The sequence below is a fragment of the Ewingella sp. C233 genome (assembly GCF_055407225.1).
Window position 1 is genome coordinate 312,364 of record NZ_JBUZRI010000001.1, and the last position, 20,761, is coordinate 333,124.

General features: G+C 49.3%; 14 protein-coding genes and 1 pseudogene. All 15 read right to left on the bottom strand.

Annotation, left to right across the window (positions count from 1 at the left end; all coding sequences use genetic code 11):
- Nucleotides 1-12 precede the first annotated feature (12 nt).
- On the bottom strand, nucleotides 13-426 hold the full coding sequence (locus tag ACZRKO_RS01550) for a DUF4431 domain-containing protein (RefSeq protein WP_463735520.1): 414 nt from the start codon (nucleotides 424-426) through the stop codon (nucleotides 13-15).
- A gap of 4 nt (nucleotides 427-430) precedes the next feature.
- On the bottom strand, nucleotides 431-3,130 hold the full coding sequence (locus ACZRKO_RS01555; protein WP_463735521.1) for a type VI secretion system Vgr family protein: 2,700 nt from the start codon (nucleotides 3,128-3,130) through the stop codon (nucleotides 431-433).
- A gap of 115 nt (nucleotides 3,131-3,245) precedes the next feature.
- Entirely contained in the window at nucleotides 3,246-3,845 is a 600-nt protein-coding gene (locus ACZRKO_RS01560) for a hypothetical protein (RefSeq protein ID WP_463735522.1), read from the bottom strand.
- A gap of 63 nt (nucleotides 3,846-3,908) precedes the next feature.
- On the bottom strand, nucleotides 3,909-4,469 hold the full coding sequence (locus tag ACZRKO_RS01565; RefSeq protein WP_463735523.1) for a hypothetical protein: 561 nt from the start codon (nucleotides 4,467-4,469) through the stop codon (nucleotides 3,909-3,911).
- Nucleotides 4,470-4,869: 400 nt separating this feature from the next.
- A complete protein-coding gene (locus ACZRKO_RS01570) occupies nucleotides 4,870-5,751 on the bottom strand; it encodes a hypothetical protein (protein ID WP_463735524.1) in 882 nt (293 codons plus the stop codon).
- An 84-nt stretch (nucleotides 5,752-5,835) separates the two neighbouring features.
- Entirely contained in the window at nucleotides 5,836-6,516 is a 681-nt protein-coding gene (locus ACZRKO_RS01575; RefSeq protein WP_463735525.1) for a M35 family metalloendopeptidase, read from the bottom strand.
- Nucleotides 6,506-9,040 (bottom strand): annotated as a pseudogene (locus ACZRKO_RS01580) (type VI secretion system Vgr family protein). The gene ACZRKO_RS01575 and the pseudogene ACZRKO_RS01580 overlap by 11 nt, the downstream one beginning before the upstream one ends.
- A 540-nt stretch (nucleotides 9,041-9,580) precedes the next feature.
- Nucleotides 9,581-9,949, bottom strand: a complete 369-nt coding sequence (locus ACZRKO_RS01585) for a hypothetical protein (RefSeq protein WP_463735526.1) — start codon at nucleotides 9,947-9,949, stop codon at nucleotides 9,581-9,583.
- An 8-nt stretch (nucleotides 9,950-9,957) separates the two neighbouring features.
- Nucleotides 9,958-11,163 carry a hypothetical protein gene (locus ACZRKO_RS01590; RefSeq protein WP_463735527.1) on the bottom strand — a complete coding sequence of 402 codons (1,206 nt, stop codon included), beginning with the start codon at nucleotides 11,161-11,163 and terminating at the stop codon, nucleotides 9,958-9,960.
- Between the two features lie 12 nt (nucleotides 11,164-11,175).
- Nucleotides 11,176-13,668 (bottom strand): type VI secretion system Vgr family protein, encoded by a 2,493-nt coding sequence (locus ACZRKO_RS01595; RefSeq protein WP_463737436.1) that lies wholly within the window; start codon nucleotides 13,666-13,668, stop codon nucleotides 11,176-11,178.
- Between the two features lie 14 nt (nucleotides 13,669-13,682).
- Entirely contained in the window at nucleotides 13,683-16,337 is a 2,655-nt protein-coding gene (tssH, locus tag ACZRKO_RS01600; RefSeq protein ID WP_463735528.1) for a type VI secretion system ATPase TssH, read from the bottom strand.
- Between the two features lie 166 nt (nucleotides 16,338-16,503).
- The gene (locus tag ACZRKO_RS01605; protein WP_463735529.1) at nucleotides 16,504-16,995 is read right to left on the bottom strand and encodes an Hcp family type VI secretion system effector; all 492 of its coding nucleotides are present in this window, start codon (nucleotides 16,993-16,995) and stop codon (nucleotides 16,504-16,506) included.
- A 3-nt stretch (nucleotides 16,996-16,998) separates the two neighbouring features.
- A complete protein-coding gene (locus ACZRKO_RS01610; RefSeq protein WP_463735530.1) occupies nucleotides 16,999-18,714 on the bottom strand; it encodes an OmpA family protein in 1,716 nt (571 codons plus the stop codon).
- Nucleotides 18,714-19,400, bottom strand: a complete 687-nt coding sequence (gene tssL / locus ACZRKO_RS01615; RefSeq protein ID WP_463735531.1) for a type VI secretion system protein TssL, short form — start codon at nucleotides 19,398-19,400, stop codon at nucleotides 18,714-18,716. The genes ACZRKO_RS01610 and tssL overlap by 1 nt, the downstream gene beginning before the upstream one ends.
- Nucleotides 19,397-20,749 carry a type VI secretion system baseplate subunit TssK gene (tssK, locus tag ACZRKO_RS01620; protein ID WP_463735532.1) on the bottom strand — a complete coding sequence of 451 codons (1,353 nt, stop codon included), beginning with the start codon at nucleotides 20,747-20,749 and terminating at the stop codon, nucleotides 19,397-19,399. Before tssK ends, tssL begins: the two co-directional genes overlap by 4 nt.
- Nucleotides 20,750-20,761: the final 12 nt, after the last annotated feature.

Below are 20,761 nucleotides of genomic sequence, written 5' to 3' on the forward strand. Positions count from 1 at the left end.
GACGCCTCCACATTATTTTATCACTAAAGAGTGACTAATATCACTCAAAAGAACCGGTGTTACGTGGTATCCATTCTGTTGAAGCATAATTCTTCCCGTAATAGTCATATGCTTATTTTGATAAACTACATATTTTTTATAATCATTCTCGTCAAGTATTAACTGAATTTTGCTCCCCCAATCTTTTCTATATTGACTTGCATCAGTAACACAAGTTAACGCCTTGTCAAGATGCAGAATAAAATAGGATAACTTCTCATCACTCTCTTTATCTTCACCAAAATTAGGCGGCCCATAAAATAGCTCTTTCTTCACTATACCTGTAAGCTCTACCTTATCGCCTTCTTTTATACACTCGGCACTTGAAAGAAAAGAAACAAAAAACAGAAACAAAAAAACAATACGCAACACACTATTAACTTTCATTACCCTACTCCTCTTTTGCTTTACTCAACAATTTAGTCATGACTGAATCTGGAATTTTATCATATTGGCTGTTCCGATTGAGTTGGCCGATATAAGGATCTTCACTCTCATCATACTCCATCACCTCATCACTGATATCAAACTCGTTGGTTGTATCATCAGTTATTGCTAGTATATCTGTTTTCCATTTTTCATCGCCTAACGTCAACGTCAATTCATCAGGTTCATCGGTAGTTATTTTAGGCATTCTACCAGATTCATCCAGCATGCCAGATGCCTTTATATTACCTGCGCTGTCCCGAATACTGTAAGGCTTCCCAATTAACCAGCCCATTGTTTGGATCGCTGCATCTGCTCCTGGGAATGCAAACCGTAAGCTTTGTTCACCTGGCTCAATAATGGGGAAAGCCGGCATAGCAGGTTTCAAACTCGCCTTATCTAGCCGTCCATAATTCCCCGCCTTCGTAAGATATTCCCCAGCCGTCCCCGACTCAATCTTATTCTCGTCCAGCGTGATATAACTGCCACCGGCATTCAGCGTGATCTTCTTCTTGGCGGTAATTTTTATTTCATCTTCAGTGCTGGTGATGCTGATCCCTTTTCGGGCCAGCAACTCCATCAGGTCATTCTGTGCCTGTACGGTGATCGGCCCCTGATTGGCGATCAGTTTCATCCCCAGTTTCCTGACAAATATACTTAAGGTATTGCCTACACCGATAAAGAAGTTCTTCGCCACGCTGATATCAGTATTTTTACCCGCCGCAGCAATCAGATTCTGGCTGGCGGATATTTGCAGGTGTTCACCACTGCTCAGGGCAATACCTTTTGGGGCACTCAGCAATAGAACAGCTTTCTTTAGTTCATTCAGGTTCTGTTGTAGCAGGCTGCTTTGTGCCTGCAAGTCAGCTGGATTGGCGCTGGCGGTTTGTGCATCAGTGGAAATTGCCTCCATTTGCTCCTGCGCACTTTTAAGCAGGTTGATAGCCGGTTGCATCTCCAGCACTTTGCCCGATGCTTTTTGCTGCCCATCCGCACTGATAAAAATCCCTTTCTCCGCACGTATCGCCCCGAACAGGTCGGTGCGCAGCTCAAAACCTTCACCGCGCTGTTGCTTCTCGGCATCCACCAGGTGCCCCAGATTCAGCTGGCTTTTGCCGCCGTATTCGGTGCTGAGCTTGATGTGCTCTTTGCCGCGATCATCGTTTAGACGCAACTTATTGTTGGCAGGAGTACGCAGCACGTTGCGCTTGTAGTTGCGGATGGTGACGTGGTCGCCGTGCGCGGAATCGTGCAGAACGTGTGCGATATAAGGGCGGTCGGGGTTGCCGTTTTCAAAGGCAATCGCCACTTCGGTGCCGGCCAGCAAGGGCAGATGCAGACCATAAGTGTCCCCGGCATAAGGTCGCGCCTGACGTACCCACAGGCTTTCATAACCCTGTTCCCAGGCGTCGCGGTCAAACAGCATATTGACCCGGTAGCGCCCGTCTTTGTCGATATGCCCGTAGGTGTCATTGGCGGTGGTACTGGTCACGCGGGCGGGCAGGGTGCCGGCCATCACCGGTTTGCTGACCAACGCTGGGCGAAAACAGTAGTCTTCGGAATAAGGGATAGCTTCAAACTCGACTTCAAAACTTTTATCCCGACGTGCGGTGCTGATGGTGTGGGTGATAATCACACCTTTCGTAAACTGCGTCGGGATATTGCTGCCGATGACCTTCAGCTCCTGACCGGGCACCATCTTCGCGGTATTCGCCACGCCAGTAAAACGTGCCTGATTATTCAGATAACGTTCATGACGCAGACGGGCATAGAAGGCACCGCTCTCCGGCTCCGGGTCACGGCCTTCGCTGCCTGCGGTCAGGTAGTTGTCGGCGTAGTGATAGGCTTCACCGTAGGTGGTGGCGTCGCCACGGGTGACATCGGCACTGCCGGTCATATCGGCGGTAGCGATGCGGTAGTTGTAATCGCCGGTGCTGACCGATTTCTCTACCACCTGATGGTGACTGGTCAAATCCCAGGCCGACTCCACACCGCTGTCGTGCATCCCGGACGGCGGCACGGCGGAAAGCTGCAGCCCCTGCTCGTAATACTGTTGGTCGTCGTAAAACTCCACCACATCAATATTGAGTTTCGGGTCAGCGGTAAAGCGGAACCAGATACCGACTTCGGCCAGCAGACGCGAGATAAAAGTCAGGTCGTCCTCGCCGTACTGCATCACCTGTTCGCGGCGCGGATATTCTTTGGCCAGTTTGAAGACAAAATCCTGGCCGCGCATATCGTGGCGCTCGCGCAGGATTTTCTCCATGATACCCGGCACCGAGATGTCCTGATAAATACGGTTCTGATGGCTGCGCGACAGCAGAGCCAGTCGCGGCTGCAAACACAGTTCGTAGCGACTCTCATCCTTCGATGTCGACAGGCGCTTAAAACCCGTGACCACGCCCTGAATAACACGTTGTGGCTGCTGGACAGACACGCCGAAAGCTTCGAGTACCGGGGCCTGCAGGGTCAGCGAGGCGTCCTGCATCAGCATAGCGGTTGGGTCGATGTTTTTGTTGCTGCTGGTAAATTGGATGTCGTAACTAAATGGTGTGCTCAGACCCTCTTTACAGGTAAAGCTCAGCACGTCGAGGTCAGCCGTGTTGTTGCGCACAGCTAATTTATGGTGACTGTGGTCAAACGAAATGGGCAAAGAAGAAGTCATATGCACATGTCCTTATTAGCGTAGCTAACGCTGTTAGCAATATCAGAAAGATGATGTTTGTGAGTTATTTGGATTACAGTTATGACCTGTTATTTTAGATTGGTTCATAACATGACTATGTTTCTTTATTTATATGTGTTTCATAGAAATCAAAATACTCAACCCAATTTGTTGGGGCTTCGTTAACAATCAAATAATCATTTTTTTGAGTTGCATCTAAAGAGTTCCAAAAAGGCAACCACATCCAGTCCCACCAGAATGATAAATTCCCCTGCATACTTCCCAATCCATCAGGGTCAATCTCAGGGAATGAAATCCATGGAGGAGGCGGTGTTATCTTTAGTAACCATATTTTATTGATAAGGTCTTCTGAATTAGTGATTAACCTTACCACTTTTCCTTCGAAATCATTATAGATATTGAGTGCGATTGCTTCATTTTTTAATGAAATAATAATATTACTAGCATCTTCAGATGTAATATCTGACTCATATTTTTCATTAATACTACAGATTATTTTTCGAGCATATTTATTTTCTGCACAAAATAACATTCTGTAAGCATAAACATTATCTTCTATTAAAGATATTATGTAAGGGTGATTTTTTAAATTACTGAACGCTTGGGAATTATCTTTAGGGAATATTGATGTAAGATTCTTTACTTTATTATTCTTGGTTTTTTTAAGTAATTTATTTAGAAGGTTAATTTTCATCAATTTTATCCATAATTCAGAGTGGGAAACTCCAATTCTTGCCGATAGAGGATAACTAATAATTTATTGATAATTGTCTTTGTAAGGTTTTAAATGGAATATTTTATAACCTGATTTTGGGGGTAATTCATTAGTAACGTATGACCTTTTTCCAGGTTGAGTATTATCATAGATAATATATTTTCCTTCTAAAGGGTAAATATCAATTCTATTTTTGATGATAATTAGAATGTTTTTGTCACCAAACCAAACTGATTCTGGCGTATTCTTTTCTGCAAAACAAAAACCTTCGGGATCAGTTTTTCCTTTAAAACCATCTTGCCAACCCGTTACTAAACACCCTTTTATATAGGGAGAACCATAGTTGAGAGCAAAAACAAGAGAGTTATTTATACATTTTGAAAGAATAATACTCCCGGTATAATCAGTATCTCTAGGGTTATCAAGGAATGCACCCGTTATAATATTTCTGAATTTTAGGTACAATGTATCACCATCAATGGTATTTAATTTAATTAATTGAATTTTCTCTCCTTGTTTTAACTCACATGTTTCAATAGTTTTAATAGAGTCAGCCAGGCAGGAGGAAAAAACAAACCAGAGTAAGAGAAAGCAATATTTCATATCATTTACCTATCCCATCTCTTAATATTTGCATATTGTTAGGATCATTAACGAGTTTTTCAGCACATGGTTTTATTACACTGTGGTATTCGTCATCCGTCCCGCGATATTTTTTGTATGCCTCTTCGAGAGTACTTTTTTTCTCAATCCAATATTGCAGATATTCAGTTCCTATCTTGATATTTTCCGCTTCATCATACATGGAATCAGATAGGTAAAATGCCTTGCCATCGGCAAAGATTTCGTGTGTTATTAGTTTATTTAATTACCACCAAATTTATCTGCTTGTTGTCTCGGGATTAGCAGGTTATGTCGTTCTAGCTGGGCACGTACATTCTGATTCAGTCATCCAACCATTCAAGAACTCACTAACCCCACGGATATTACCACTATTGTTCCATTAATTATTAAGAATGGTTTTATAAGGTTGTTCTATTGCATCACCATCAATTTCAATGACTACTTGATTAGATCTTATTTGGAATGAATTTTCATCACCTCCTCTATACCCTAAATTTTCAAGAAAATTTCTAATATTATATTTATGATTATAACCACTATCACATGGAGCTGTCCGCTCTTCTACTTCATTCCTTAGAAGAGGAGTGAATTTTTTTATTTTACAATCAGATTTCCAGTTTAATATGGAAAACAAACTGTTATTAATCGCTTGTTCAATAAACCAAGCGTTATTGACTAAATCATAGCCTAGTGTACCTATATTATAACGGTGCTTACCTAGAGGAAATGCATACGAGTCATTAAGTTTAACTGTAAAAGAAAGAATTGTATCAGGAGAGATCTTCAACCAATTGTCAGATTCAGTATCTGACTCACCATGGCATGTGGGCCCCAGATAATTTACCACAATGTTATCCGTGGTAATAAAATATCCATTTCCACATAATTTGGAATAAAATGCTTGAGTTTTGCTGGGATTATAATCAAGAGGTAATTGTCGTTTGTAAATAAATATAGGCTGATTGCTTTTATTGTAAATCATTACTAATGAAAGTAATGCACTCTTATCTTTACTTACAAATAAATTAATTTTCGCGCCACTTTTAAAATTAGCAGTGTCATTTTCATTATCGCCAATGAGATGATGTGTGATATGTGAATCATTTAACGGATAAATATCATGGTCGATATTTTCTTGTAATGGCAGCCCATATCCATATTTTTTAATGATGACCTCTTCGCTTGCCATTCCATTATGTGATACAAGTATCGACATAAAAATAATCGATTTTGTATGCTTTAGTATTTTATTTTCAATCATGTTAACCTTATGTGACAGGACCACAAATGATTTGTGTTTTATAAAACTGACATTAGCATACAGGCTAAGCATTAAGTTAATCAGTTAATTCAATTCTATCTCAAAATATTTTTCAATATTATATGAGCTTGTAAATATTTTTTCATCTTGTGTGTCAATGAGCGTTTGTGCGTATTTCAGGTGTTTTTTGGCGGTTGTTTCTTCAGGTTTACCAGAGGGCCCTAGATCTTTCGTTCCCATTCCACCAAGACTTGGATCTGACCAATGTTTAGCAAAATGAGACATCTCATGGCAAAGAGTGCTTGCCTGGGAATTTGGTCCAGTTATTTTTTTTGGCGAGAAATTTTTCCCTATGTATATTTTGTAATTTTCCTGAATTTCACTTTCTACATAAGCAGCAAATGTCTTATCGCTTTTTGTTTCATTGATGAAATCTTCCAACTTCAATTCTGCACTAATTATTTGTATCCTTATAATACCATCTTGCATTATTTCTCTTGCTGTCTTCGTCTCTTTATGACTAAATGCTCCTTTTATCATGACGTCGGATGATATCGGCGCATTCCCATCAATGCCAAAAATCTTTTTAAACTCTTTCTGCTCTGCATTGCCCCAACGATTCAAATCTGCTTCTCTTATCAATAAAACTTTCCTTTGTGCCTCATGCGCCTCTCTCATCATTTTACGAAATTGGTTCGTTACATTCTGCGTAGTAATACTGTCTTCTTCTTTGAGAGGCTTGCTATCTGTAGTTTTATTCTTCATCTCCTACCCCCATATCAATATCATCACTTATCAGTTTAATCCTGATTTCACCATCATCATTTCGGATGAACTTTTCTGTATTTCCTTTCTGATCTGTAATGCCTTCCTTTTGAGTTCCGTCAGAAAAGTATGCTATATAATTTGTGTTGCGATAAGGGGTTCCATCGTCATCTTTGAAATTAAAGCATATATTATATGCTCCTGACTCAATCAGCGGAAAATCCTTCATCTCTGGTTTTATCGAAGCTATAGGTAATCGCCCATAATACCCAGCCTTCGTCAGATAGTCCCCAGCCGTCCCCGACTCAATCTTATTCTCATCCAGCGTGATATAACTTCCGCCACCGTTAATCGTGATCTTTTTCTTGGCGGTAATTTTTATCTCATCTTCGGTACTGGTAATGGTGATCGCCTTGCGAGCCAGTAATTCCATCAGGTCATTCTGTGCCTGTACGGTAATTGGCCCCTGGTTGGCGATCAGCTTCATTCCCAGTTTTCTCACGAAGATACTTAAGGTATTACCCACACCGATAAAGAAGTTCTTCGCCACGCTGATATCAGTATTTTTCCCAGCAGTAGCAATCAGATTCTGGCTGGCGGATATTTGCAGATGTTCACCGCTGGTCAGCGCAATGCCTTTTGGGGCGTGCATCAGTAAGACCGAGGCGGTTAAATCTTTTACCCGCTGATTAATCAGAGCAATCTGCGCTGCCATATCTGCAGGATTGGCAGTCGCCGTTTGAGCATCCGTGGAAAGTGATTGCGCCATTTCCTGAAGTGAGGTCATCTCACTAATGACTGCGTCCATCTCCAGCACTTTCCCCTGTGCTTTTTGTTGCCCATCAGCGCTGATAAAAATCCCTTTCTCGGCGCGGATGGCCCCAAACAGGTCGGTGCGCAGCTCAAAACCTTCACCGCGCTGCTGCTTCTCAGCATCCACCAGGTGCCCCAGGTTCAGCTGGCTTTTGCCGCCGTACTCAGTGCTGAGCTTGATATGCTCTTTGCCGCGATCATCGTTTAGGCGCAGTTTGTTGTTGGCAGGAGTACGCAGCACGTTGCGCTTGTAGTTGCGGATGGTGACGTGGTCGCCGTGTGCCGAGTCGTGCAGAACGTGCGCGATATAAGGGCGGTCGGGATTACCGTCTTCAAAGGCAATCGCCACTTCTGTGCCGGCCAGCAGGGGGAGATGCAGACCGCAGGTGTCTCCCGCATACAGGCGTGCCTGACGTACCCACAGGCTTTCGTAACCTTGCTCCCAGGCGTCGCGGTCAAACAGCATATTGACGCGATAACGCCCGTCTTTGTCGATATGCCCGTAGATATCGTTGGCGGTGGTACTGGTCACCCGGGCGGGCAGGGTGCCGGCCATGGTGGGTTTACTGACCAGCGTTGGGCGAAAGCAGTAATCCTCGGAATAAGGAATGGCCTCAAACGTTACTTCAAAACTTTTATCCCGGCGTGCGGTGCTGAGGGTGTGGGTGATAATCACGCCTTTCGTAAACTGCATCGGGATATTGCTGCCGATGACCTTCAGTTCCTGACCGGGTACCATCTTCGCGGTATTCGCCACGCCGGAATAACGCGCCTGATTATTCAGGTAACGCTCATGGCGCAGACGGGCATAGAAGGCACCGCTTTCCGGCTCCGGTTACGGGTCACGGCCTTCGGCACCGGCGGTCAGGTAGTTGTCGGCGTAGTGACAGGCTCCGCCGTAGGTGGTGGCGTCGCCACGGGTGACATCGGCACTGCCGGTCATATCGGCGGTAGCGGTGCGGTAGTTATAATCATTGGTGCTGACCGATTTCTCCACCACCTGATGGTGACTGGTCAAATCCCAGGCCGACTCCACGCCGCTGTCGTGCATCCCAGACGGCGGCACGGCGGAAAGCTGTAGCCCCTGCTCGTAATACTGTTGGTCGTCGTAAAACTCCACCACATCAATATTGAGTTTCGGGTCAGCGGTAAAGCGGAACCAGATACCGACTTCGGCCAGCAGACGCGAGATAAAAGTCAGGTCGTCCTCGCCGTACTGCATCACCTGTTCGCGGCGCGGATATTCTTTGGCCAGCGTGAAGACAAAATCCTGACCGCGCATATCGTGGCGCTCGCGCAGGATTTTCTCCACGATACCCGGCACCGAGATGTCCTGATAGATACCGTTCTGATGGCTGCGAGAGAGCAGGGCCAGACGCGGCTGCAGGTAAAGCTCGTAGCGGCTCTCATCCTTTGAGGTCGACAGGCGCTTGAAGCCGGTCACGACGCCTTGGATCACGCGCTGCGGTTGCTGCACGGAGACGCCGAAAGCTTCAGCGACCGGCGCCTGCAGCGTCAGCGAGGCATCCTTCATCAACATAGTGGTCGGGTCGATGTTCTTATCGGTACTGGTGAACTGGATGTCGTAGCAAAACGGCGTGCTCAGGCTCTCTTTGCCCGTAAAGCCCAAAACATCCAGGGGCGCCGCGTTGTCGCGCACGGCTAATTTATGGTGGCTGTGGTCGAATAAAATCAGCAAAGAGGTGTTCATACAGGGATTTCCTTATATGTATAACTAACGCTGTCAGTGAGGCCGGATTGGGTAGTGACGATAAATCAGTTAAGTCGCGATGATGCTGCTTTTTATGGTAATACTAGGTAATGTTATCGAAATAAATATTTATACCAACACAATAGATATCAATTATTGTTTTACCTTAATTGTATAAGTCTTTTGGAACTCGTGACCGGGGATTGACGTTCCATAAGTGCTGCCTCCTATATCGACAGTAATAGTTTGTGTGGTTTTAGGAACACCTTTAATTGTAAGGTTTATTGTATTTTTCTGTTGGACTCAACGTAAGCCCTGAATCAACAGGAAGGATAGTATATCCAAATGGCTCTTTTATCACAGGGCCTGGGCCACCGCCTATAACGATATCAAAATGATAGAGCTTCTCGACGGTAGTGTCAGGTAATATATCTAGTGTAAATGTTGTTACCGACGTGCAACCACTGATTAGTAAATAGATGATAGTACAGTGTGCAACGTATTTTATTTGGTACCATATGTAATATGGTAGTTATGATTTTACGGTTGTTTTATGTCTAGAGTATAAATTTTCTTAAACCCTACTGATGATGAAGTGAGAGATGTAGGTATAGTCCCACCAATTAATATTACTGTTATATTCCCTTTTTTACTTGGAGTACCTTTCAGCTCTATGCAATTATACTTCACTGGGGATTTGTCGTTGCAAACATCGATATAAATCCCTAGGTTTTCTGGTTCGATTTTATATGAGTGGCTAGATGCTACTGGGCCTGAACCACCACTTATATTTATTTCTGTATGATAAGAAACACCTACTGTTGCTCCTGGTAATGAGTCTGGAGTGAATTTTATTCCTGGAGTACATCCAGTTATTAAAAAAAACAAATAGCATATTTTTTTATTCATTGTCATATTTATGGTATTTTTTTGAATACCATCCCTCCAAAAGTATGTTTAAGGAACCGTTCTAAAGTTAAATCTACCTTTAGTGAGTTACTTACCTCTCCCCAAGAGAATAGATTCAATTGTATGACTTCAGATAAATCAGTAGTCAGTGTGATAAGCGAATTATCTTTTTTTAACTTAACTTGCCCTTCCCATACAATCCAATGATCTTTAAATGGGGAATCTGCTCCCAATTGTAGCATTCCTGCAGAAATTAGACATACAATATGATTTCCATTTTTAACATATTCATTTAGATCACAAACATCATTTACGTTGCTTGTAATTATGCTTATATTACTAAATTCTTTTGATGCTCCTACTTTTGTAAACCAACTTTCTAATACTCCCCACATTGTTATTGCTGATATCTTGTCTGCAGGGCTGTCATAATTCAAAATGGTATTTTCTGAATCTCGTAAACTTGCAAGAGATATCCAATCAATAGCTGAGATTTTTTCAATGCCATTTTCGAAATATCCTTCCGGATGTTTTGTGCCTTTCGAAGGGTTTATTTCTAAAGTTCCAATTTTGGTTTTACCTATTTCCGATAGATCAACAACTGCTTGCTTGTATAAGTCAGGCCTGTCTTTTAGTAAACAATAAAAAAACGCAGCTGGCCCACATAACATGGTTCTATTTTGGTCAGGATAAGATAGGTGATTTAATCTATTAGATAATTGACTATCAATTTTCTCTTGAGTAAATGGATCTAAAGGATCACCAATTGGATGCTCTGGTGCAATAAACACTCTTTCCTTTCGCGATATAGTCAAGTTATATGTATGGATTTCACCCTCTTTTGATTTTTTAGTTTGCTGTGTAGTCTCCATGTATATAATATTCTCTCTGGAGTTATTATTAACTGCTGTATCACTGGAGAACTCACCAAGTGAATATATAGAACTTGCAGGTTTACTCAGTGCTGGTATGTAATCAGCGCCTGACTTTCGGTAAAGCATAACTTCCAGGATGAATATTGCAGATTGACTTTCTGATATATCACTGGTTTCGTGTTTCTTGGTTATATAGTTTGCTGGTAAGGGTTGTATTCCGGTTTGAAGAACATATTGTTTTATGCCATTGCCTCCTGTCTTATGAACTTGCATATCATAGGCTAAGAGCGATGGGTCAACATTGGATTTAACTTGTGTGTATACATAATATTTAGCCATTCTTTTACTTCCTTATTTTGTCAATAAACGGATGTAAACATCCTGGGCTTCACGTGTCGTAAAGACTTCAGTCTGTCCCTCGGTATCCGTCATTCCTTCTTTGTGAGTACCGTCAGGGAAGTAAGCTATATATTTTGTATTTCCATAAAATTTACCATTATCATCTGCGCAAAGAAGGCGGATATTGTGGTCATCTGAGGATATTTTCTGGAATACAGGCATATTCACAACCTGCTTCGCCTTCTCCTGCCGTCCATAATGCCCCGCTTTCGTCAGGTACTCTCCAGCCGTCCCCGACTCAATCTTATTCTCATCCAGCGTGATATAACTTCCGCCACCGTTAATCGTGATCTTTTTCTTGGCGGTAATTTTTATCTCATCTTCGGTACTGGTGATGGTGATTGCCTTGCGGGCCAGTAATTCCATCAGGTCATTCTGTGCCTGTACGGTAATTGGCCCCTGGTTGGCGATCAGCTTCATTCCCAGTTTTCTCACGAAGATACTTAAGGTATTACCCACACCGATAAAGAAGTTCTTCGCCACGCTGATATCAGTATTTTTCCCAGCAGTAGCAATCAGATTCTGGCTGGCGGATATTTGCAGATGTTCGCCGCTGGTCAGTGCAACGCCTTTTGGGGCGTGCATCAGTAAGACCGAGGCGGTTAAATCTTTTACACGCTGATTAATCAGGGCAACCTGCGCTGCCATATCTGCAGGATTGGCGGTCGCCGTTTGAGCATCTGTGGAAAGTGATTGCGCCATTTCCTGAAGTGAGGTCATCTCACTAATGACTGCGTCCATCTCCAGCACTTTCCCCTGTGCCTTCCCCTGACCATCCGCACTGATAAAAATCCCTTTCTCCGCACGTATCGCCCCGAACAGGTCGGTGCGCAGCTCAAAACCTTCACCACGCTGTTGCTTCTCGGCATCCACCAAGTGCCCCAGATTCAGCTGGCTCTTGCCGCCGTACTCGGTGCTGAGCTTGATGTGCTCTTTGCCTTTCTCATCATCCAGACGCAGTTTGTTATTGGCCGGCGTGCGCAGGACGTTCCGCTTGTAGTTGCGGATGGTGACGTGGTCACCGTGCGCGGAATCATGCAGCACATGGGCAATATAAGGGCGGTCCGGGTTGCCGTTTTCAAAGGCAATCGCCACTTCGGTACCCGCCAGCAGCGGCAGGTGCATACCGTAGGTATCACCAGCGTACGGTCGTGCCTGACGGACCCACAGACTTTCGTAGCCCTGCTCCCACGCGTCGCGGTCAAACAGCATAGTGACGCGATAACGCCCGTCTTTGTCGATATGTCCGTAGGTGTCGTTGGCGGTCGTACTGGTGACGCGGGCGGGCAGGGTACCGGCCATCACCGGTTTATTGACCAGCGCCGGGCGGAAGCAGTAGTCCTCGGAATAGGGAATGGCCTCAAATTCCACTTCAAAGCTTTTGTCACGCCGCGCCGTGCTGACGGTGTGGGTGATAATGATACCTTTGGTAAACGGCGTTGGACTGTCACTGCCGGTGACCTTCAGCTCCAGACCCGGCACCAGCGTCGCGGCGCTGGCGACGCCCGAGAACCGCGCCTGATGATTCAGGTACTGCTCGTGACGCAGGCGGGCATAGAACGCGCCGCTCTCCGGCTCCGGGTCACGCCCTTCGGCACCGGCGGTCAGGTAGTTGTCGGCGTAATGGTAGGCTTCGCCGTAGGTCGTGGCATCGCCCCGGGTGACATCGGCACCGGAGGTCATGTCGGCCGTCGCGGTACGGTAGTTGTAGTCACCGGTGCTGACGGATTTTTCGACCACCTGATGGTGGCTGGCTAAATCCCATGCCGATTCAACGCCGCTGTCGTGCATGCCGGAAGGCGGCACGGCCTGTAACGTCAGCCCTTGTTCGTAGTAACGCTGGTCGTCATAAAACGCCACCACGTCGATGTTAAGTTTCGGGTCTGCGGTAAAGCGGAACCAGATACCGACTTCGCTTAGCAGGCGGGAGATGAAGGTCAGGTCATCTTCACCGTACTGCATCACCTGTTCGCGGCGAGGATACTCACGCGCCAACGTGAAGACAAAGTCCTGGCCGCGCATGTCGTGGCGCTCGCGCAGGATTTTCTCCACGATACCCGGCACCGAGATGTCCTGATAGATACCGTTCTGATGGCTGCGAGAGAGCAGGGCCAGACGCGGCTGCAGGCAAAGCTCGTAGCGGCTCTCATCCTTCGACGTCGATAGGCGCTTAAAACTGGTGACCACGCCCTGAATAACGCGCTGTGGCTGCTGGACAGACACGCCGAAAGCCTCTAGCACCGGGGCCTGCAGGGTCAGCGAGGCATCCTGCATCAGCAGGGTAGTTGGGTCGATGTTTTTGTTGCTGCTGGTAAATTGGATGTCGTAACTAAATGGTGTGCTCAGACTCTCTTTACCGGTAAAGCTCAGCACGTCGAGGTCAGCCGTGTTGTTGCGCACGGCTAATTTGTGGTGACTGTGGTCAAAAATCACCGGGATTGACATTGCGCCGAGTAAGCTCATGCTTGTTGTTCTCCATTAAATTCCAGCGTGATCCCTTCCTCTTCATCCCAGCCCAATGTCAGCGACGTGGTGCGCTCTTGTGCTGACATGCGCTGCAGCAGTTGCTGGCTCAGTACCGGTAAAATCTGTTGATTAAGCAGACTGTCGATGTTGCGTGCGCCGGTGTCCGGCAGCAGACAGGCGGCGACCAGGGTGTCGTACAGGCTTTCTTCAATAGTGGTTTGCAGGCCGTAATGTTTGTTCAGCCGTTTGGCAACCTGCGCCAGCTTCATCTCGACGATGGTTCGCAGTGCTATAGCGTCCAGTGGGCGGTAAATCAGTGTCTGGAAGCGGGCCAGCAGTGCAGGCTGGAAGTGGTCGCGCAGAATAGGGCGCAGCAGTTCATGCAAGTCGCTATTGGTGGATTCTGGTTGCTCTTCCAATAGCTGCATCAGATGGTCGCTGCCCAGATTGGCGGTCATCAAAATGACAGTATTGCGAAAATCGATTTCGCGGCCTTCACCGTCGCGCATGATGCCGCGGTCAAACACCTGGTAGAACAGGTTGATAACATCCCGGTGGGCCTTTTCCACTTCATCGAGCAGCACCACGCTGTACGGGCGTTTGCGTACTGCTTCGGTCAGAATCCCGCCCTGACCGTAACCGACATAACCCGGAGGAGAGCCTTTCAGCTGGGAAACGGTATGCGCTTCCTGATACTCGGACATGTTGATGGTGATAAGGGATTTCTCACCACCGAACAGAGTATCGGCCAGCGACAGCGCCGTCTCGGTTTTACCCACGCCGCTGGGGCCGACCAGCAGGAATACGCCCAGTGGACCATTCTCAGATGTCAGGCCGGTTTTGGCGGCGCGCAGGCGCTGTGCCATATCGACCAGCGCGGCATCCTGACCCACCACGCGGGTGGCGAGATGGTTTTCCAGCTGCAATAAATCGGTCTGCTCGTCTTTCAGCAGGCTGGAGAGCGGCACCCCGGTCCAGTCGGCAATCACGGTAGCGACGGTTCGGGCATCGACATCCAGTGACAGCAGCGGCGCGTTGCCCTGAACCTGGCTGAGTTCTTCTTGCAGCGCGGCCAGGTGGGCAACGTCGGCGATCTCCTGACGCGCGTCGATGATCTGCGTGGTCAGGCGTTTTTCATTTTCATACTGTTGTTCAAGTTTTTGCTGGTCGATGGCCAGTTCTTCACGGCGTTTTGCAATGTCGTTCAGACGTGTTGAACCGATGTTCGGCAGCAGCAGCAGGTCCTGTTCGATGGCCTGTTGCTCCATCGCCAGCGCCGCCAGTTCGGCGTTAATCTCCATCAGCGCTTGCGGCAGGGTGTCGATGCTCATACGCACGCGGGCACCGGCGGTGTCGAGCAGGTCAACGGCTTTGTCCGGCAGTTGGCGACCGGTCAAAAAGCGGCGCGACAGGGTGACGGCGGCAGTGATGGCGGCGTCCAGAATATGCACGCCGTGGTGCTGGGCGTAGCGGCCTTTGAGGCCACGCAGCATCAGACTGGCTTTGGCGTCGTCAGGCTCGTCGACTTTGACCATCTGGAAACGGCGCTCAAGGGCAGCGTCGCGTTCAAAATACTGTTTGTACTCAGACCAGGTAGTGGCGGCGATGGTGCGCAGTTCGCCACGGGCGAGGGCCGGTTTTAGCAGGTTGGCGGCATCTGCACCACCGGCCTGATTGCCCGCGCCGATAATAGTGTGCGCTTCGTCGATAAACAGCAGCACCGGCGTTGGCGACTGCTGCACGGCGTCGATGACGTTTTTCAGGCGTTGTTCAAACTCGCCTTTGACACCGGCACCGGCCTGCAACAGGCCAAGATCCAGGGTGCGCAGGCTAACGGTTTTCAGGCTGTCCGGCACATTGCCCTCGGCAATGCGCAGCGCCAGACCTTCGACCAGCGCGGTCTTACCTACGCCCGGTTCACCCACCAAAATCGGGTTGTTTTTACGGCGGCGCGACAGGATGTCGATCATCTGGCGGATCTCGGTATCGCGCCCGAAGATCGGATCAATTTGCCCTGCTTTGGCTTTCGCCGTGACGTCCAACGTGAATTTATCCAGCGCGGCCTGTAAGGCTTCACTTAATGCCTGACCGGACAGATTGTCGGCTTTAGGTTTTGCAGACGGCTCATTGAGCGAAGAGACCGGCCTATTCAGGCTGGCCTGCTGTTGCAGCGCCGGGCGCTCGTCGGACTGGGCGTCCAGCAGCGGCTTGAGGCGGGAGATCTGCGTTGCGCTCAGGCTGAACAGCGGCCATGCGCCTTCACAGCGCAGAAGCTGCGGTTGCGCGGTCAGGGCTTCCAGTAAATGAATGCTGCGCACGCGGTCGGCGCTGTCTTGTAAAGATGCGGCCAGCCAGGCGGACTGCATCAGGGCATTGAGGGCATCGGATAACACCGGGCGGGTATGTACCGAACGCGGCAGGGTGTCGATATGGGATAACAGGCTTTGCCACAGGCTGTCCATGTCCCACTCGTAGCGGCGCGCCAGCACGGTGATGTCGCCTTCGCCCAGCTCCAGCAGTTTCAGCAGCCAGTGTTCAATGGTGATTTCGCTGTGGGCGCGGGTCTGACAAAGGGTCGCTGCGGCTTCCAGCGCCTGCGCACAATAAGGATTTAAACGACGTAATAAAACGGCTGACTGGTTTTCCATGCTGCATTCCTTTTTTTGGGTACGCTACCGCCCGTAGCCTCTCCTTTGCAGGAACCCAGGCCCATTAGGTCGATGTCCGACGTGTTTTGCTGTTTGCGAAACGGCTTGATGAAGCGGTTTTGCAAACAACAAAAACCGCAGGCGGCGAACCGTCTGCGGTGAGGTATTACGCGGTGGTACGTTCGTTCCAGGAATCGGAATGAATGATGTTGCCGTCTTTGTAGGTCCAGGTGATTTTTTCGTAACGCAGTTCAATGCGCTCAAGATGGTTGTGCTTCTCTTTAGACGCATCTTTGATGTCGTACATTTCTGGCGCAACTTTCACCAGTTTGACGTTCTCAAGCTTGGTGTTGAAATACTCCACTTCCTGGCCAGCATCGTTAATGCGATACCATTTGAACTCGGCAGATTTCAGGGTCTGACCGGTGGTTACAGCCTTGTACAAATACGGGCTGGATGAATCGATTTCTTTGGTAAACAGGAACGGGGTATGAATACGGGTACCCGTCAGTTTGCCGGTGTTGTTGTCTGTAGGGATGTACAGGTTATGTTGCTGTGCAACCACTTCGATGCTGCCTTCGCGATCTTTAACATCAACGGAACCTTTAATGTCCGCACCGCCGTCGTCTTTCAGCCACAGATAAACTGGAATTGCCATGGTTTACTTCTCCTTGCTTGTTGTTATCCCTGCATCAGATCCTGATGCAGGTTGAGGTGCTGCTGCCTGACAGGCGTTAGCCTGTGGCACCAGACTGATTTCGACACGACGGTTAGCCGCACGGCCTTCTGCGGTGTCGTTTGTTGCAATCGGGCGTGTCGCGCCGTAGCCCTGCACCGCAAAGCAGGTCGGGGAAACGTCACTGGTGGAAAGCATCCAGTCGCGCAGCGCTTCGGCCCGTTTCTGGGATAAAATTTGGTTAGCGGGTGCGTCACCGGTGATATCGGTATGGCCTGCAACCACGATCAGCCAGCCGGGTTTGGCTTTGATATCGATCAGCGCGCTGACCAGCATCTTGGTGCTGTTCGGTTTGAGCTGATATTTGCCGGTATCGAACAGCGACAGGGCGTCGAGACGCACAGTCTTCGGGGCCGATGCGGGTGGTGGCGGAGGCGGTGGGGGCACATAGGTTTTGATCGCGGCTAGCAGCGGCAGGCGCAGACGCTCACCCTGATAAAGCCCTAAACCCAGACGTAGCGGTTCACCGTTGCGGAACCAGTCATCCAGTTGCGCAGCATCCTGACGCAATACCTCAACAGCCTTAGCTTTAGGCACGTAGTCGTTCATCTTTAGGCTGTCGTAATGGCGAATATCGAAAGCGACCCGATGCAACAGCTGTCGGTTATGCCAGGCGCTACAACACAAGGCCGCTACGGCGGCCAGCGTCAGTAGCGTGACGCCATGGCGCAGCATCCGTCGGCGGGATGACAGACCGTGGCCCACGGGAAGATCGGAAAAGATAAAATCAGGGAACAGCAGGTGAGTGGTTTCGGTACCGGCGTTCGGATGCCAGCCGGCCACCTGCGTCAGGGCAGTATGCGAGACCAGCCAATGTTGCCAGAGAGAAGCAAGTTCGAGGTCTTTCAGCCCGGCGACCTGATGCAAGATAACCTGCTGCGGGGACACGCACGCGACGTCGTCGTTGCGCTCCTGCAACGCAGGCAGCACCTGTGCGTTCAACCAGTTATTATGGTGATTGAAGACGACCGTTTGTTTCAGCCGCTCGGCCTGTTCGCTACTACTGTCACCACGCTGCCAGTTGGTCAGCGTTTCTGGCATCGTGACGGTCCGCCACAGGGTGATGGGTTGTGCAAGCTGCTGTGACAGCCAGACCGGCGTCTTTGCAACGCTGGTCGCGACTGTGCTGCAAAGAAGCAGCGGAATGGTGCGGCGCGTATCGCGGCGCAACTGCACCAGTTGCCAGCGTAATTCATACAGGCGAGTGGTCAGCGCACGCTCGTCGGTGTGCTGTTGCGGGTTTACCACGACCATGACAGCCAGCTGTCTGCCCCATTCTGGGCGCTGCCACAACAACTGTCGAGCAAACTGGCGAAGCGAGCTTACGTCATCGACCCGCAGCCAGCATCCCTGTGCGGACTGATGCAGCCTCTCGTCGCCAAACAGGGGCGCTAAGCTATCACCACAGACCAGCACCACGGGTAAACGGTAGTTTTCCGGTGGCAGCCCGTCGGGGAGCGCGTCGGAGAACTCCGTCCTGGGTTTACCACCGGTTCTCCACAGTCCAATGGCGCAAATAAGCACAACCGACAGGAAGGCTGCCCAGCTGGCTTTCGGTGACAGAGGCAGAAACGCCAGACACAGCATACCGGCCAGAAATCCTGTCCATAACCATAATGCGCGGCGCCATCCCGGACTCATCACACGGACCCCGGCAACAAAGTCGACAACAAGCCTGACAGCCAATGGTCAAGGCCCCACCACAGTCCCGCGACGATAACGAAGGCCAGCCCAAGACGCACTGGCCAGTAGCGTAGCCATACACTAAGACGACTACGTGATGTCGCGATCGCCAGTACTGGTCGCGACGGTGCAAAGCTAAATACCGGCACCCGTGCGGACAGTTGGTCGACAAGTTGTTCGCGTTCTGTGGCCGCCAGCGAGCTGTAACTGCCCTGGAATCCCAACATCAGCACCCGATGGAAGCAGGTCATGACGGCGATGTCCGGGGCCGGCTCATGCAATACACTACGCATCCGCTCGTAAAGTTGGCTGCCCGCGTCCAGCGTATTGAAAAAATGCGCCTGCAGGGGGGAGTTGCACCATACGTAGTAGGCATCATCCTGTACGCTCCGTCCTTTTACGGTTTCATCCAGCACTGCGCACTGGGCATACATGATGTGCTGGCAGCTTTGTTCGCTGACGTCGGCCTCTTTCAGTGCCTGCTGAACACGTTCAATATCTGCTACGCAGCGCTGCCAGAACATTCGTCCTTCGCCTTCAGGGCAGATCATGCCCTGCCGCAGGCTGATCACCTGCAACCAGGTATCGGCGAGCAGTGCGTCAATATCGACAGACTCCGTCTGTATTTTCATGGGGTGGCTCATGCGCGTAATACCGCAAACAGTTCAAGTTGGATCTCACCGAGCGTACCCGGTACGTAGAACACGCAGGCACCGGCCTCCATCATCTGCTTCGCTGCAGGATGGTTAAGATCAAGGGAGAAATATTGATTTTCCAGACGTAGAGGAATAGCGGCTGGGACATGGCTCAGAGGGCGCAGCGGAATGCCATTCAGTGCCACATTCACTACGTTACCGACGTCGTCCGGCGCGCCGACTTTACACAGTTGCGGGAACTGGATTTGCAACTGGGAAGCCGACAGGGAGGAGCGTACCGACAGGTAGAAATCCACGTCTTCGCGCAGACGCGGGTCGTGCAAGTTACCGTGCCATTGGTTAATACGCGGTTCGTGAACCAGCTCTATCGCCACCACGCGTGACGGCAGGCTGGCTTCGAGCAGAATGTTCAACAGGGCAAACAGCGGCGGGAAAACGGCCGTCAGGCGGTCATGCCGGTAGACAGGAATAGCCGTGACATCATGGTCCAGCGAGAAGGTCAAAAGGTTGCCCGCCAGTCTTGCCAGTTCCTGGTACAAACGTTCCGGGTGTACCTGTGGATAGCGCTGAAAATTCCCCAGCACCGGCTCTGCGCCATTCAGGGCATTAAGTAGCCAGAACAACGACACGTCGGCCACGGCAAAGTCGGCCATGCGCGCGTTGCTTTCGCGGCGCATGCCCATCAGGCGCTGCAAACGCGCCCGCAGCTGTACCATCAGCATTTCCAACTGCTCACCACACCAGCGGCTAGCCTGCAGGCTCAACATGGGTGGAATGAAGTTCATGTCCTGTGTCCAGCGGCCCTGCGCATCACGCAGTAAGCGGGCTACCGGGCATATCTGATAATCGGCGTTTTCCTGCTTGTCCAGACGAAGCGTGAGCTCGTGCGTCATCACGGCAACCTGTTTCTTATCGTCGCCATACTGATTTTGCACATCACGCCATGCCTGGCGATAACGCACCGGACGTTCGGCCCGCTCGTCAGGCTGCAGGCAGTTACCGCCGTTGGCATAAAGCTGCGGCATGGCTAACATCACGGTGGCTTCCGTAGCATCCGCAGGCAGATTTGCAGCAAGCGTTAACGTTGGCGGGAGTGCGTCGGCACAATCTGTGTCGACCAGAACCCCATCCGGAAAGCGCACCTGCAGACGTTCCGCTTTCAAACGCCCCTGAGCCAGCGCGTCCTGCTCAAACGTGGCATGGAGCACCCCCCATGGATGCAGGATGCCCATTTGCGCAATACATTCATTAGTCCAGGCCTCGAGAGAGGCCTGTTGTTGAAACTGCTGCGGAGAAACCAGGATCCCGCGTGTCCACAGGGGACGCTCAATCTTCATGGTGCCTCCGCC

Bases quoted from the DNA above. Each gene is read 5' to 3' on its own strand.
- tssK (WP_463735532.1), bottom strand. From the start codon at position 20,749: ATGAAGATTGAGCGTCCCCTGTGGACACGCGGGATCCTGGTTTCTCCG.
- ACZRKO_RS01610 (WP_463735530.1), bottom strand. From the start codon at position 18,714: ATGAGTCCGGGATGGCGCCGCGCATTATGGTTATGGACAGGATTTCTG.
- tssL (WP_463735531.1), bottom strand. From the start codon at position 19,400: ATGAGCCACCCCATGAAAATACAGACGGAGTCTGTCGATATTGACGCA.
- ACZRKO_RS01585 (WP_463735526.1), bottom strand. From the start codon at position 9,949: ATGAATAAAAAAATATGCTATTTGTTTTTTTTAATAACTGGATGTACT.
- tssH (WP_463735528.1), bottom strand. From the start codon at position 16,337: ATGGAAAACCAGTCAGCCGTTTTATTACGTCGTTTAAATCCTTATTGT.
- ACZRKO_RS01575 (WP_463735525.1), bottom strand. From the start codon at position 6,516: ATGAAGAATAAAACTACAGATAGCAAGCCTCTCAAAGAAGAAGACAGT.
- ACZRKO_RS01555 (WP_463735521.1), bottom strand. From the start codon at position 3,130: ATGACTTCTTCTTTGCCCATTTCGTTTGACCACAGTCACCATAAATTA.
- ACZRKO_RS01570 (WP_463735524.1), bottom strand. From the start codon at position 5,751: ATGATTGAAAATAAAATACTAAAGCATACAAAATCGATTATTTTTATG.
- ACZRKO_RS01605 (WP_463735529.1), bottom strand. From the start codon at position 16,995: ATGGCAATTCCAGTTTATCTGTGGCTGAAAGACGACGGCGGTGCGGAC.
- ACZRKO_RS01590 (WP_463735527.1), bottom strand. From the start codon at position 11,163: ATGGCTAAATATTATGTATACACACAAGTTAAATCCAATGTTGACCCA.
- ACZRKO_RS01560 (WP_463735522.1), bottom strand. From the start codon at position 3,845: ATGAAAATTAACCTTCTAAATAAATTACTTAAAAAAACCAAGAATAAT.
- ACZRKO_RS01565 (WP_463735523.1), bottom strand. From the start codon at position 4,469: ATGAAATATTGCTTTCTCTTACTCTGGTTTGTTTTTTCCTCCTGCCTG.
- ACZRKO_RS01595 (WP_463737436.1), bottom strand. From the start codon at position 13,668: ATGTCAATCCCGGTGATTTTTGACCACAGTCACCACAAATTAGCCGTG.
- ACZRKO_RS01550 (WP_463735520.1), bottom strand. From the start codon at position 426: ATGAAAGTTAATAGTGTGTTGCGTATTGTTTTTTTGTTTCTGTTTTTT.